Origin of the sequence: Brytella acorum (assembly GCF_029309905.1) — a bacterium.
GTDB classification, from domain to species: Bacteria; Pseudomonadota; Alphaproteobacteria; order Acetobacterales; family Acetobacteraceae; genus Brytella; species Brytella acorum.
Map to the genome: position 1 here is coordinate 595,404 of NZ_JARBJP010000001.1, position 14,406 is coordinate 609,809.

A 14,406-nucleotide genomic window follows, 5' to 3' on the forward strand; every position below is an offset into this window, starting at 1 on the left:
CATGCAGTCCGGAAGCGGACGTCCCAGAAGCCGACATCCCCGGCGACGCCCAAAAGTCTTCCCGCTACCGGCAAGGGCGGCGCGGGAAGGGAGCGTCCGACCAGGGCGGATTCATCACCCGCCAAGGAGCGGTCTGGCAAGACCGGCGCCCCCAGGGCAGCGAGTCGTCGTGGACCGGCAAGAGGAGCGCGTCGGTGAAAAAGATTCTCGCAGCCGTCATCGGGCTGATCGTCCTCTTCATGGGCGCAAGCCTGGTCGCGAACGTGGTCGTGGACCGTATGGCGCTTGGCGAGAAGATTGCCGCCGCCGTGAAACGACAGACCGGGCATGAACTGGGCATCGGAAGCTTTTCGGTTCAGATCTTCCCGTGGCCGGGCTTTGATGCACGCGATGTACGTCTGGCGGGCCTGCCCGATGGTTCGGGGCATCCGACGTCGCTGTTTTCCGCCCGACAGGTACGCGGAAACATTGCTTTGTTTCCGTTGCTCTGGCGCGAAGTCCGTCTGGAGCATGTGGTTTTTTCGGATGGCGGTCTGACTCTGCGTCGTGATGCGAGCGGTTTGGCGAACTGGACCCTCCGTCCTGAATCGCAGTCTCATGACGCCTCCGATGCGGGCGCGAGGATCAGGGCCGTTCCGACACGCTGGTCCGTGAAGGTTGGAAGTGGGTCTCTATCGGCGCTGGAAGTGAACTGGCGCGATGCTTTCGCCCATTCGGGAGGGCGCTTCTCGATTGATCGCTTTGAGCTCGATGGTCTGATGTCGCGTTCACCATTCGTGGATCTGAAAGCGCATCGGGATGCGACGCCATTTACGATCTCGGGTCACATCGGTCCGATCGCAGCCCTCGCAGGCGGCGCGCAGCCCTGGGCTGTAAGCCTTGCGGCCACCCTGGGGCGCGTCGATTCGACGCCGGACCGTATGTCCTTTGACGGGCAGATCATGAATCCGGAGAGCCTTGGCGGCGTATCGGGCACGACACATGTGTCGCTCATGCACCTGACGCGTCTCAACCAGATCTTTCCGAGCGCCAACCTTCCGTCGGTCGACGGGATCGTGGGGGAGATCGGCTTTTTCAATCTGTCGGGTAAACCGCCTTTCTGGCCCCTGCCTCACGACAGGGGCATCAATCACGTTCACCTACAGATCGGCGCACTTCCTTCCTTTCGTGGGGTGGCGCTCAGTCAGGTTTTGGTGGATGCCGCGACCCTGTCCTCACCGCTGTCGATGGTCGCCGAGGTCAAGACAAGTGGTCATGCGATCCATGTTCAGGCTGTGACCGGTACTTTGAATCAGGCGTTAGACGCGTGGCGCTCCGGATTTGAGACAGCTCTGCCCATAGTGATCGATGCGCATCAAACCGATGGGGACGTCGTATTCTCTCTTCGGGGAGAGTATCGGGCGCAGGGATCGACATTTACAATTTCCGGGAAGGCGAACGCGCTTCCGTTGAGAGCCGCGACGCTTCATGAGGCTTCCCTTCAGGCCAGGATCGACCTGCCGACGCGGGATTCCGTGAATGTGACGGGCCTTTCCTTTGAAAGTCATGAAGCGACGTTCAGCGGTCACGCCGCCTTCGGGCTGAGCGGCGAAGTCGGTCTGGACGCTGCGATGGATGCGACTTCGCTGGATCTCGATGCCCTGAAAGGTCTATGGGACCGGGTTTCCGCGGCACCGATGCCTGCTTCGCCTGCTGCCACCGCGCCGACTTCCGCCGTTCAGCCTGCTTCCCAGACAGAGACGGCGTCCGGCGAATCCCGGGCAACACACACGCTGGCATCCGTGCTCAAGGGGCGAAACGGCAAGGTCCACCTGCATATTGGCGCGCTTCGTTTCGACGGACAGGACTATGCCGACCTTCTGGCTGAAGCCGTGCTCGTCAACGGGCATCTGACCATAGATCCTCTATCGGGTCACGGTGCGTCCGGGTCTCTGATCGGGAAAGTGGATTATGATGTCAGCCATGATCCGGCCGATCTGAAGATTCGCCTGGCACCGTTCCTGTTGCCCGCAACCTTCGCCGAGCAGAATCTTGGATATCCGTTGCTGCTGCGCGGACCGCTGGAGGTCGTGGGGGAGTTGAACGCGCAGGGCAATGACAGACAGGCGCTTCGTCAGAGCCTCACGGGACATCTTGGACTGTCCATGGTGGGCGGCAGTATCGACGGGCGCCTGCTCGGCGGTTTCCTGGGCCATGACGCGGGCGCGTTGCTGAAGCACGGAGAGATCAGCGTCCGCTGTCTCGGAATGCATATGAATATCGTGTCCGGGGTCGCCACTCTGGACACGATGGGGCTGCAGGCTGGACCTCTCAGCACGACCGGGCATGGAACTTACGGCGTAGGGGATGGTCGTCTGGATCTTCACCTCGTCCCGCGTGTGGGTCTGGGAGGGGCAGGGGCCTCGACGCCCGTTCTCGTGACAGGTTCTCTTCAGGACCCCATCGTTCAGCAGGAGCGCGGAGAAGACGGGCGGTTTTCCGTCGTGATCGGCGATAGCGCGCCGGATGTCTGTGGTCCGGCTCTGTCTGCGGCCCGCGAGGGCATGGCCGGTGAAGCGCCCAAGGCGGAAAAAGCCAAGGGCCATGGCAAGGTGAACGATATTCTTCATGCTCTGGGACTCTTTCGATGAGTTCCGCGAAACGGCGTTTCTGGATGGAGGCGTCTGTTGTTCCGCAGGAGAAGGGGGATTACGGCGTCGCCCTCGATGGTAGGCTTATCAAACTGCCGGGCGGGCACCTCCTGGTCGTGGCCGCGCGCGCTCTGGCTGATGCGATTGCCGAGGAATGGCGCGCCATTCCTCCTGACAGTCTCTTCGATGCTTCGGCGCTGCCGTTGACCCGGATGACGGGCACCATGATCGAGCGTGTGGCGCCCGATCTGGATGCGGCGCGCGGCACTCTCCTGAATTTCGGCCTTTCGGATCTCCTGCTTTTTCGCGAGGAGACTTTGCGGGACATCCAGTCCGTGCTCTTCGATCCGCCAGTCGATGCGTTCAGTGAGCGCTATGGTGTCCGGCCGCGCGTAACATTTTCGATCGTGCCCGACACGGTCGAAACGCCTGTCAAAGCGACGATGAGCCGCATTCTTGCCGGGATGGACGCGGCGGCTCTCGCCTCGTTGGGCGTGCTTGTCCCGGCGTTAGGCAGTCTGATTCTTGGCATCGGCCTTCTTGAAGGCTGGGTCACGGAGACCGCTGCGTGCGACGCGGCATTTCTTGACGAGCGTACGCAGATGAGACGTTGGGGCGAGGATACCGAGTTACTCGACGACCTTGCCTCCCGTGCGGCCGACGTCGAAACTGGACTTAAGTTCTGGCAGCTTTCGTTGCGAAAGGACTGATTTAAGCACGATTTCGCCATTTTCACCCGTCACAAGAGCGCTCGTTACCTTCGTAAGGTGACGACACGATTGCTTACGCCGTCGCGGGTCGAAATCCCGCACGATGGCAGCATGGTTGACGCCTGAGGGGTTGGGAGAAGCAAATGTCTGGTCGTGCTGAGATGGGACTCAATCGTTTTTCCGCTACAGGAACGCCAATAAAGGATATCTCTGCGCCCTCGCGTCGTGTGGGTATGAGGGAACATACGGGGCGTGTGTTTGCGGTGGCCGCTCAAGGGGCCTGGTTTCTGCTGGCGGTTACGCCTGTGATTGTGGTGGTCTGCGCGTTGAGAGGATGAGATTGTTCATGAGAAGGCGCTTTTTATAACGGTCATCAAAAATGACGCGATAGTTTTCTTTCGCTATCGCTATAAAAAGCCGACCTTTCATCTCATATGTTCGAGTGCCAGACATTGACTCGCCCATAGAATCTCACATTATTGCCTTCGTACTAGCTCCATTTCCGAGCGTAAACGACGGATTTGCTCGTCATCACGCCATGCGGGGCGATAAGAGCATTCATGATGGATCGACTGAAAAATTGCGGCGTTTTCATCGACATGCTGCTGCGAGAAATTGGAAATTGAATCCTTAATTTCGAGGCCGCCACTTAGTAAAAAGAACGTTTTGGATGCTCCATCGGCTTTAGTCAGGCCTCCATATCCCATTCTGATCATGCGGGACGTGTGTTCGACGTGCTCGTGCCCATAGCGACCGAAACGACTGTCGATATAGCCGACATAGGAAAGTGCCTGACGCGCGAAACCTGAACATTGAGCTGTCAGAATGTCGCTGTGAAGCGGATCATGCCAAGAACCATTGCCTGTCCCCCCCTGCGGAAACCAGGAAGGAGCGAAGTTAACATGACCAAACTGGATACAGGCCAGAATCCAATCCACGTTCCAGCCGTATACCGTTGGTTGAGCGTCGTCCTCCAGCAATAAAACCACGTCACATTTTTCAATTTCATGAAGATTGAATAATAGACGGTTTTTATTCCAGGCAATGCCGGCATTAGGTGCGTCGAGAACGTTAATTCCTTTGATATGACTAAGTACTTCCGCCGTATTATCACTGGATCCATCGTTAGAAACAAGGATGAGAGGGTTGAACGGCGTTAAGTCCTTGACTCGCTGGATCGTCTCCAAGACCATCGATGACCGGTTATATGTCGGAATGCCGATCCCGAGCCGAATGTTTTGAAGGGGGGTCCGAGTCAAAGCCGTGGCGCTGACCTCTTCTTTCGGGGGCAAAGAAAGTCGTGATATTTTGCCTTTCTTCTCAAAGGATAGTTCCATACTCTGGAGCATCGCGAGGGAAATATCATCAGGGAACGGAAATTCGACAGTGAAGCGCACTGTGCTGTAGCGCGGCTCTGTTGACGCTGCCACGTCCAGACTTTTCTGCCGCCACTCTCCAGATTGGGCTGTATGCAAAAGCCTATTGTTGTACAGGACGTGCAATGTTTCGAAATCGTTGCTGTCCAAAAACCAGCCGGAAATCGATACTTTTCCTTCGCCTGTTCTGACGTGATCTATTGAATAGCGACTTTTCGGTGCGGGAAAATGGTGTGATGCGATAAGCGATTCGGAGAGGGTCATGTCGATTGAGACCTTATTCGGGCAAAGGAACGCGACTTCATAGAACCTGACCCTTTATACGATACTTATTCAAATAACAAAAATATGTTTGTCTCGCACCCATGCGACAGAATAATCCAGGTCATATGTGAAATTATTTTCATATATTATGAAATCTATTCAAAATTAAGATAATATCTCTCATTTGCGCGGTTCTTTATGAATATCTTGTAGATCTATAAATTGTTTTGCAAAGACGCATTAATTATATTAACAAAATAATCTTTTTCTTCGTCGTTGAATATTTCTTCTTTTGATATTAAGGGAATTGCCGTTTCTATGATTGATTTATAGGCTTCAAAAAAAGAAGAAATGGCCGCTGTTTCGGCTTCTCGCACTCCCGGCAAGTCTCTAATTCTTTTTGCTTCGTCAGATGCTTTATTCAGGCATAGAAGAGCTCTGGTTTCGGAGAGTGTCTCTTCATCATTTTTATATCTGAGCCAGTCAGTGAAAAAAGATGGTCGAAACTTAAAGCTTTTGTCGGCGCGGAATGTTGAATTTCGCCCGCGTGCGTTTTTCATGCAGAATTCCTGGAAGCTGCGATAAAAATAATGCCCTATCCAGGCGTTGTTTTCATTAAAGGTCAAAGCGCAAGTGGCACCGTTTCGCTCCATGGCAATGGGTTGTCCGTCCGCATTTGCGTAAGTTATGTCATGAGCTTTGGGCCAAAGTGCTGTATGAGCATGTGCGAATGAAAAGTAGCGTGTCTGAAAAATTGACTTGATGCAGCGATTTCCTGCCGGTTCCCGCCTTAAATTTTTTTCCCATACATGTTTACGCTCGTAGTTCACCCCGGAGGGAGCCATCATAACCCAATTTAACGCGACCGCTTTCTGTCCGGAATATTCATGCAGTTGAAGAAAATCTCTTAAATTGGAGAATTTGTTATGATTTAAGATAACGAGTTCGTCGAGATCAATTACTATACTCCACTTATAATCTAGAGTATCCGGAAGAATTGATAGTGCATGTGCATAGGATTTTCTTTGGGGTATGCATCCTGTTGGATTGCTATCAATCCAAGTTATGAAATCATGTCGGGACAGGGCTTCTAATAAAGCATCTGATCCGTCGTTATTGTCATTTGTATAAAGAAAAAAGTGATCGACACCCATGCTTAAGTGCCAACCAATCCAATCTATGGTTAAAAGCGCTTCATTGCGAGCTGTTGCAACGATACAAATGTTTTTTCGTGGAGCTATATCTCTTCGGAACTCTGCTGCGATATCGAAGCCAAGGGGCCCCGGTTGACTTTCTCCGAGATCAGTCGTGGCAAGCTTGTCGTCTGCGGCGGTAAGGCGCTTAAGTCGCGTGGGTGTACGATCGCTTTTCCAATTGAGAAGAGCAGGAATCCCGTCTGTGAACCATGGGTCTTCCGGAAAACACACGCGAAGATCATGTAAAAAGTCAATATCTTTTTTAAGAACCGAGCAAAAATTTATATACTCTTCGTTGCTCAATATGCGAATTGAGGCTTCTATATAGTCTTTTACCATAGAAGGACTAAATAATTTTATCCAAGAATAAATAGTTTTATGATCTAATTCTTTTATATTTAAGAGAGCTTCCAGATAAGCGGGAATATTGTTAGCTGTCGGGAATGTCGAAAACCACTCCCATTCATTCATATCTTGTGCCTCAAAGTCGACATGTTCATTTGGATGAGCACGTAAAAAGAGACTCCAGCCGCTCCTTTGAATGGCGACGCCATGCGGATTTTGAATTAACTGAACGGCGATGGCCTTTGTATTATTATCGCTGGACACAAAATCGAAGCGACAATTATCTTGTGGGTACAATAAAAATGCCTGATGTGGAAAAAATTTGAACGGTGCCAAAACTGCATAATATTCTGCTTTTAGAGTTTGGGAATTTATTGTTGTGTGCGTTTGCTCATCGAAGCCAACAATACCTCCGAAGGCCGATGTAAGGCCGAATAACTGAATGGTATTATTCACATCTCTATCCTATTAAGATGGGCTTTTTTAGATTCTAAACGCTTTTCCCAAAAGTTATTCTTGCAATTTTCCACTTCTATTTTTCAAGAAAATTATCATATAATTAAGTTACGGCATCAGCACGGTAGCGACCGCAGTCGCGGCAATGCCCTCTTCGCGACCTGTAAAGCCGAGGCGTTCCGACGTTGTCGCTTTGACGGAGATCCGGCTCACGTCGACTTGCAGAAGTTCCGCGAGGCGAGCGCGCATGGCTTCCACATGCGGGCGGATCTTGGGGCGTTCGCAGATGAGCGTCACGTCGGCATTGATCAGCATGCCGCCACGCTGGCGGATGCGTTCGCCTGCATGAACGAGGAAGCGTGCCGAATCCATGTCTTTCCACTCGTTGTCGGAGGGGGGGAAGTGCGCGCCGATATCTCCCTCTGCCAGAGCGCCATAGATGGCGTCGCATAGCGTATGAATGCCGACATCCGCATCGGAATGTCCCGCCAGTCCCCGGTCGTGAGGCACTGTGATGCCGCACAGAATGAGGGGGCGACCAGCTTCGAAAGCATGAACATCGTATCCAAGGCCCGTGCGCGGCAGGGGCATATTGCCGAGTAGGCGTTCCAGACGCACGAGATCCTCCGGTGTGGTAAGCTTGATATTGTCTTCCGAGCCCTGAACGATCGCAACAGCGTATCCGGCGGCTTCCAGAAGGGCCGCGTCATCTGTCACCGGGTCGACATGGGAGCGATGAAGATCGCGAAGGAGCGCAAAGTGGAAGCCCTGAGGCGTCTGGGCGCGCCAGAGTGAATCGCGCGGAACCGTCGTGTCGATGACACCGTTTTTCGCTCGTTTCAGCGTATCGGCGACCTGCACGCCGGGTATGGCGCCGGGATAATGGGCGAGGGCGTCGATAACGGCTTTTGTTACGCATTCCGGCACGCAGGGGCGGGCGCCATCGTGGACGAGCACGAAGTCCGGGGGCTCCGGCAATCGGCTCAGCGCTTCGAGGCCGGCGCGCACACTGTCCTGACGTTCATTGCCGCCAGCGACAACGCGAAGCACGTCAAGGCCGTGCAGGGCGGTCGCCAGCTCCTCGCCGTCGCCGACAGGCTGGATCATGTCTACATGCGGTCGAAGCGCTTCGGCCGCATGACGGATAACCGCTTTGCCGCCAAGCTGGATGAACTGCTTGGCGATGGGCGTTTCAGGGGCGGAGGCGGCGAAACGACGACCGGAACCGGCGGCAAGGAGAATGGCGGCTATACGCATGATGCTTATGGAATGCGGGCATAAACCGCTGGCGTCAAGGCTCGGTTTTGGAGGCCAAGATCTCGCTTCAAAAAGTTTCCATCAGTGCAGCAGCGTGTGCTCATGCGGGCTGTCGAGACTGAATGTGGGAATGCGAATATCGAAGCGGCGATCCGTTCCGGGAGTCATCATGTGATACGTGCCCCGCATGAAACCAGAAGGCGTTTCCAGAGCGGCGCCGGACGTATATTCGAAGCTTTCCCCCGCCGCGATCACCGGCTGCTCGCCAACGACGCCTTCACCATGGACGTGTTCCACCTGCCCCCGACCATCGACGATCTCCCATGATCGGCTGATGAGCTGCACGGTTTCATCGCGTTCGTTGGTGATCTGGATATGGTACGCCCAGGCGTAGCGACGATCTTCCGGATGGGACTGATCGTCGAGCCAGAAGGTCCGCACGCATACGGTCATGTCTTCCGTCCGTTCCTCGAAGCGGGGAGCGGCCTCCATGGCCTCCGCGAGGGCGGCTTCGGGATCCGTCATCAGACGTGGGGGATAAGGTTTGCGAGCCATGCCGTTTCTTAACCAGTCATCCCCCGTTGACGCAATCATGCTTTGAGAGCGTCAAGCCCGCGCTGGAGATCGGCGATCAGGTCCACAGCGTCTTCCAGGCCGACGGACAGGCGGATCGCCCCGTCCGTAATGCCCAGACGTGTCCGTTCTTCCGCGCCTACCCGCATATGGGTCGTCGTGGCCGGATGGGTGGCGAGGGAACGGGAATCGCCGAGATTGTTGGAGATGGCGACCAGCTTGAGCGCGTTGAGAAAGCGGAACGCGCCTTCCTGACCGCCCGCGACTTCGAAGGCGACCATTGATCCGCCATTGGTCATCTGTCGTCTGGCCAGTTCGGCCTGCGGATGGTCGGCGCGTCCCGGATAGCGGAGTTGCACGATGCCCGGCGCGTCAGCGAGGAAGTCCGCGACGGCGGCGGCATTGCGCGCCATGGCGTCCACGCGCAGCGGTAGCGTCTCCAGACCTTTCAGCAGAACCCAGGCATTGAAGGGCGAGAGTGCGTTGCCGGTATTGCGCGTGTAAGGCTGAAGGGTCTCCTCGATCCATTGTTTCGGACCGAGCACGGCCCCGCCGAGAACGCGACCCTGTCCGTCGATATGTTTCGTACAGGAATAGAGGATAACATCCGCGCCAAGTTCCAGGGGCTTCTGCCCAACCGGAGAGGCGAACACATTGTCGACCATCAGGAGCGCGCCCGCGCTGTGGGCGAGGTCCGCGATGCGGGCGATATCCAGCACATCCAGCATCGGGTTGGACGGGCTCTCGAGCAGCACCGCCGCGGTCGGCTTCGACAGGGCTTCCGCCCAGGCCTCGAAATCGTCGCCATCCACGAAAATGGCTTCGACACCGTAACGCGGCAGAAGATTCGCGACGATCCAGTAGCAGGAACCAAACAGCGCACGCGACGCGACGACGCGGTCTCCCGTCTTCACATGCGAAAGGATCGCCGAAGAGACTGCGCCCATGCCCGTCGCGGTCACAATGCAGGCTTCGGCGCCTTCGAGCATGGCGAGGCGACGTTGCAGCGCGTCCGTCGTCGGGTTGCCGAAGCGCGTGTACTGATAATGCGTGACGTCACCCGTAAACGTCGCCGCGGCCTGCTCGGCGCTGTCATAGACGAAGCCCGAGGTCAGGAAGATCGCTTCGCTGGTTTCGCCATAGGAGGTGCGTTCCACCGTTTCATGCAGAAGACGCGTATTCAGCCCCTTGAAATGGGAATCGGACATGGAAAAAACGCTCCAAAATACGGGCGGCCCTCGTAGGAGGCCGCACGATTCTGGCCGTGGAAGTCCTGATGCGGAAATGCCGACATCCGGGCCTCTTTAGCGCGGTTGTTTAGCCTCGCCGCAAGCCGGCCGTTCAAATCGCGAGGACCACGAAACGTGGTGCGTCGTTATGGGACGTGCCCCGGCGGTTCGTCAATCCTCCGATCGGTTTCAGCGCGGTCAGACTTCGCCGAGCGTCGCAACGGGTGACTGGCGCGCGGCGCGTAGCGTCTGGGTCATGACCGTGGCGCATCCGATGGCAAGCGCCGCCAGCGTCACTTCGATGAATGGCCACGGCGCCAGCGCGATGCGACGGTCGAAGCCGCTCAGCCAGACGCGCATGGCGAACCACGCAACCGGCCATGCGATCAGGTTCGCGAGCAGAACAGGGCGCAGGAACTGCACGACCAGCAATGAAAGGACGTCTTGCGTGCGCGCGCCCAGCACCTTGCGGATGCCGATTTCGTGACGGCGCCGCGAAACGGTGAACAGCGAGAGACCATACAGGCCGAGAGCCGCGATTCCGACCGAAATGGCGGCCCCGATGCCGAACAATGCCCCATGCCGGGCATCCGTCCGGCTGTCCTCGGCGAAAATATCCGACACGGCATGGGCCTCGAACGGCACGTCCGGCGCGACCCCGATCCAGGCCGCGCGCAGACGCTCCATTATCTCCGCCGCTGAAGCGCCCGAAAAGCGGACGTGCATGGCGACGGCCGTCTGCGCCTCCCCGTCATCCCCAAGACCGTAGAAAAGCAGGGGGCGCAGGCGTTCGTGCGGGCCGAGGAAACGCGCGTCGTCGATGACGCCGACGATGCGCTGCGACGGTGCGTCGTGCTCGTCGCGGATGAGACGTCCGATGGCGGCCTGCGGGCTGGTGATTCCCAGCCGGACGACCGCCTCGCGACTGACGACGACGTTGCGGACGGTCGTCGTATGGCGGTGCGAGCTGAAATCCTCGCCATGATGAGGATCGAACCACCGCCCCGCAAGCAGATGGAGCCCGTAGAGCGCGACGAATCCGGGCGTGGCGTGCCCCCAGTTGAGCGACACGCCGGTCTCCGGCGTCGTATCGAGACTGAAGCTGTCCCCGTTCGATACGAAATGCGGATAGATGTCCGAACGCGCCAGGCCGGTCACGCCCGGTACGGCGCTCAGGGCGTGGCCGAGCATGCCCTGTCGTTTTACGAGTTGGTCGTCCGTAGCGGAAGTCACGACGATCAGCCCGTCAGTGGTCATGCCGCGTGGCATCGTGCGAACGAAGCGCGCCTGATCGGACATAACGAGCGTGCAGATGGCGAGCGTGATCGCAAAGCCGAACTGGAGCACGACGAGCACGGTCCTCAGCCGCGCGCCCATGCGTCCTCCCGAAGGCATGCGGCTCGCCGCGAGAACCGGAGCGGGCGCGTAGGCGGAGAGGACGAGCGCCGGATAGAGCCCCGCGCCGATCCCGACGGCGAGCACGACGCAGGCGAGTACGCCACCGCAGAACAGGGGCGGCAGATCGAGCGGCCATCCCCCAAGCGCACCGATGGTGCGAACCGAGATCTCGCAGAGCGCGAATCCGATGAAGGCCGCGATAGCGGCCTGGGCCATCGTTTCCATGATGAAACCCTGGATGAGCGTCCGGCGTGTCGCGCCGAGCACCTTGCGCATGGCGACTTCGCGCGCGCGAAGCGACGAACGCGCCGTCGCGAGGTTGACGGAATTGATCATGGCGGTGAGCAGCGCCGCGCATCCGACCAGGCCGAGCGTCGCGACGAGCGCGCGGCTGATCCCGCCCGCGCCGATATCGGCATCGCGGAAATGGATGTCCCGGAACGCGACGGGCGTCAGCCCGCCATCGCCCATGTCTGCGCGGATATCCGCGAGCGTCGTGCCGATCGGATGGCGTGCCATGTCGTGGCGCAGGCCGTCGCGGATGGCTGGTAGCGCGCGCGGATCGGGCACGTGTATGAAGACCTGCCCCCATGTCGCGCCCCAATGGGTGAAGGTTTCCCATTGCGCGGCTTCGGCGGGAAAGCGCTCGACAATACCGAAGTGATATGTCGTGTTGGCGGGGAGGTCGTCATAGACCATTTCGATCGTGTGAGGCTGTGCGTCCTGTGCGATCCGCAGCGTGCGGCCGACAGCATGCGTCGTGCCGAAATATTTGCGCGCGATGCTGGCGGGGATGGCGATGTCCGCCGGGCCCGAGAGCGCGACCCGCGGATCGCCTTCGAGTGCCTTCAGCCGGAAGAACGAGAAGAACGAGGGGTCGGCGAACGTCGTGTCTTCATTGTCGATCCGCGCATCGACATGGACGGCCTGCGGTTGGGTAACAATGCGCAGCACGCCGGAGATCGCAGGGAAATCCTGCTGCAAAAACGGTACGCCCACGAAGCTGGCGACCGGATCTTCCTCTGATGCGCGGCCGGGCAGCGTCCAGACCTGGTCGAGACGATAGAGATCGGCGGTGTCTGACAGGCTGGCATCGTAGCGGGTCTCATAACGGACGACGAGGGCCATCGTCAGGAAAACGGCGATTCCCAGCGACAATCCCGCCAGGTTGATGGCGGTATAGAGCCGGTGTCGGGTCAGGTTGCGCAGGATGGAGCGAAGCATGATCGTGTTTCCGTGACGGGCGGGTCTCGAGAACAGTGTCTCACGGAAACGATTTTTATGCAGTCAACTGATAAATAAGGTTTTTATCTTCATGCACCCGATCCGGGTGTCCGTTTTCGGACAGTGCCGTGCGAATCCTGTGCATGAACGATGCCGCCCGGCGATTGCATCATGCCCGCGATCACGATAGGAAGCGGGCACCGACCTCCAGACGGGCCGAGGCGGGTGTAGTTCAATGGTAGAACGGCAGCTTCCCAAGCTGCATACGAGGGTTCGATTCCCTTCACCCGCTCCAGTATCTTTCTCTGACCAGTATCTTTCTCTGAAACGATTCCGTCAGTCCCGTTTGCCCATTTTTTCCTGATGTCGCTCGATGGACTGTTTCAGGTTTCCGAGAGGGGCGGTAGGAGCCGTGTCCTGGTAGCCGTTGCCCTGCCAGATCCAGCGGTCATCGCCGCTGATGAGCAGGTCGCGCATGCCTTGATGGCGCGTTGGCAGCACGGCAATGTTTCCGCTCACGGAATCAAGCACCTCGTGCCACTGGTTTTTATGCCGCAGATACACGGATGTCGTGCAGCCGGCTGAACCGCATAACCAGCCCGACTGCAACTGAACGAACAGAGCCATGTCATCCTTGGCATTGGAGAGCGGCGCTGACGCCGTAAGGACAGCGGGCGCATCGTGATGGGCCTTGGCGTCCGCGATATCGTCGCTCAGCAGGGCGCGGGCCTGCGTATCGAGATCCGTGCCGGGATGGGGCGTCATTACGACAGGGTCGGCAACCTGAGCCAGGGATTTCGTGCCTGAAGCCGCATGGCGGCCTTTGACCGCAGGCGCTGCGAAAAGAGGCTGCATCGATGCGAGCACGGTAAAAGCGAGGGCCACGGAAGAGCGACGCCACATAGTCGAAAACTCCTTAAGACGCGCCGGTCTGTATAACCCGGGCCTTTCCCCGGTGATATTTCATTCGTGACGCAGCGTCACCACCAGAACGTCACGATGGGCCGGTCTGGCCGGATCGACGGGTTCGACGCCGGTAACGCCGTGATATACGCGGTGGTCGTCGACGAAAGCCGTATCCATGGGCTCTTCAAGGGTGAAAGACCCCACGGGCGCTCGATGGATGTCATGAATGGAGGTGACGCCGGAGCGGACGTTTTCACGCGCCACCATCATCACCATCACCCAGTCCACGCCATCGCGATGCATGCCTTCCGGTGTGGGGCTGCCAAGCATGTCGGCACGGGCTTCGATCCGGAACTGATGGACTTCGGCATGCCAGGAGTCCGGTCGCTCTGCGGGGAGCGTCAGAGCGTAGGCGAGGCTGCCAAAGAGGCGGAGGGACGCGATCATCGCCGGATGCTCGCCCACATTGTCCTCAATGGCGCGAAACCAGCGTTCAATGCCGCCATTGAGCACGTTGTAGTCGCGGCTTTGATAATGGGGCTGATGGCGCTTGCGGCTGATGCCTGCAGGGGAGAGGGAGAACGTTCCGTAGCGCCGCCGACGGTATCGACCGCCATCCGCCATGTAACGATCCAATCCGAGCCGATCCCAGCTTGCGGCGAAACTCTCCCAGTCGCGAGCACCAAAATGCCGCAGGAGCGGGTCCATCAGAGGCGCGCGACGATAACAGAACCCTTCTTCGCCCAATGCGCTTCGAATCGGCGCGAGGGTCTGCGCCAGCGAAGGGTCGCGCGCCGGGTCCGTCAGGGCCGTGTTGGGGATCGCTTTCATGGAGCGGGTCT

10 protein-coding genes, 1 tRNA gene and 1 riboswitch are annotated in these 14,406 nt (G+C 57.8%); of the genes, 3 read left to right on the plus strand and 8 right to left on the minus strand.

Features of this window, described 5'->3' with window-relative positions:
- Positions 1–194 precede the first annotated feature (194 nt).
- Positions 195–2,630, plus strand: a complete 2,436-nt coding sequence (locus PWM43_RS02635) for an AsmA family protein (RefSeq protein WP_289841002.1) — start codon at positions 195–197, stop codon at positions 2,628–2,630.
- A complete protein-coding gene (locus tag PWM43_RS02640) occupies positions 2,627–3,340 on the plus strand; it encodes an ATP12 family protein (protein ID WP_289841003.1) in 714 nt (237 codons plus the stop codon). Before PWM43_RS02635 ends, PWM43_RS02640 begins: the two co-directional genes overlap by 4 nt.
- A 476-nt stretch (positions 3,341–3,816) precedes the next feature.
- Here PWM43_RS02640 and PWM43_RS02645 read toward each other — a convergent pair whose 3' ends face one another.
- The 6 genes from PWM43_RS02645 to PWM43_RS02670 form a co-directional block, all read right to left on the minus strand.
- Positions 3,817–4,980, minus strand: coding sequence for a glycosyltransferase family 2 protein (locus tag PWM43_RS02645; protein ID WP_289841004.1), 1,164 nt, complete (start codon positions 4,978–4,980; stop codon positions 3,817–3,819).
- A gap of 215 nt (positions 4,981–5,195) precedes the next feature.
- A complete protein-coding gene (locus tag PWM43_RS02650) occupies positions 5,196–6,977 on the minus strand; it encodes a glycosyltransferase family 2 protein (protein WP_289841005.1) in 1,782 nt (593 codons plus the stop codon).
- 108 nt (positions 6,978–7,085) lie between these two features.
- Entirely contained in the window at positions 7,086–8,234 is a 1,149-nt protein-coding gene (locus PWM43_RS02655) for a bifunctional 2-C-methyl-D-erythritol 4-phosphate cytidylyltransferase/2-C-methyl-D-erythritol 2,4-cyclodiphosphate synthase (RefSeq protein WP_289841006.1), read from the minus strand.
- A gap of 81 nt (positions 8,235–8,315) precedes the next feature.
- A complete protein-coding gene (gene apaG, locus PWM43_RS02660) occupies positions 8,316–8,789 on the minus strand; it encodes a Co2+/Mg2+ efflux protein ApaG (protein WP_289841007.1) in 474 nt (157 codons plus the stop codon).
- 35 nt (positions 8,790–8,824) lie between these two features.
- Positions 8,825–10,015: an O-succinylhomoserine sulfhydrylase gene (gene metZ / locus PWM43_RS02665; RefSeq protein ID WP_289841008.1), complete on the minus strand. Its 1,191-nt coding sequence runs from the start codon at positions 10,013–10,015 to the stop codon at positions 8,825–8,827.
- A gap of 75 nt (positions 10,016–10,090) precedes the next feature.
- Positions 10,091–10,170, minus strand: a riboswitch (SAM riboswitch).
- 64 nt (positions 10,171–10,234) lie between these two features.
- On the minus strand, positions 10,235–12,658 hold the full coding sequence (locus PWM43_RS02670; RefSeq protein ID WP_289841009.1) for an ABC transporter permease: 2,424 nt from the start codon (positions 12,656–12,658) through the stop codon (positions 10,235–10,237).
- A 221-nt stretch (positions 12,659–12,879) separates the two neighbouring features.
- On the opposite strand from PWM43_RS02670, the gene PWM43_RS02675 reads away from it, so the two are divergent.
- A tRNA-Gly gene (locus PWM43_RS02675) sits at positions 12,880–12,953 on the plus strand.
- Between the two features lie 41 nt (positions 12,954–12,994).
- Here the strand turns inward: PWM43_RS02675 and PWM43_RS02680 are convergent.
- Complete coding sequence (locus PWM43_RS02680) at positions 12,995–13,561, minus strand: hypothetical protein (protein ID WP_289841010.1); 567 nt, start codon at positions 13,559–13,561, stop codon at positions 12,995–12,997.
- Between the two features lie 60 nt (positions 13,562–13,621).
- Positions 13,622–14,395, minus strand: coding sequence for a 2OG-Fe dioxygenase family protein (locus tag PWM43_RS02685; protein ID WP_289841011.1), 774 nt, complete (start codon positions 14,393–14,395; stop codon positions 13,622–13,624).
- Positions 14,396–14,406: the final 11 nt, after the last annotated feature.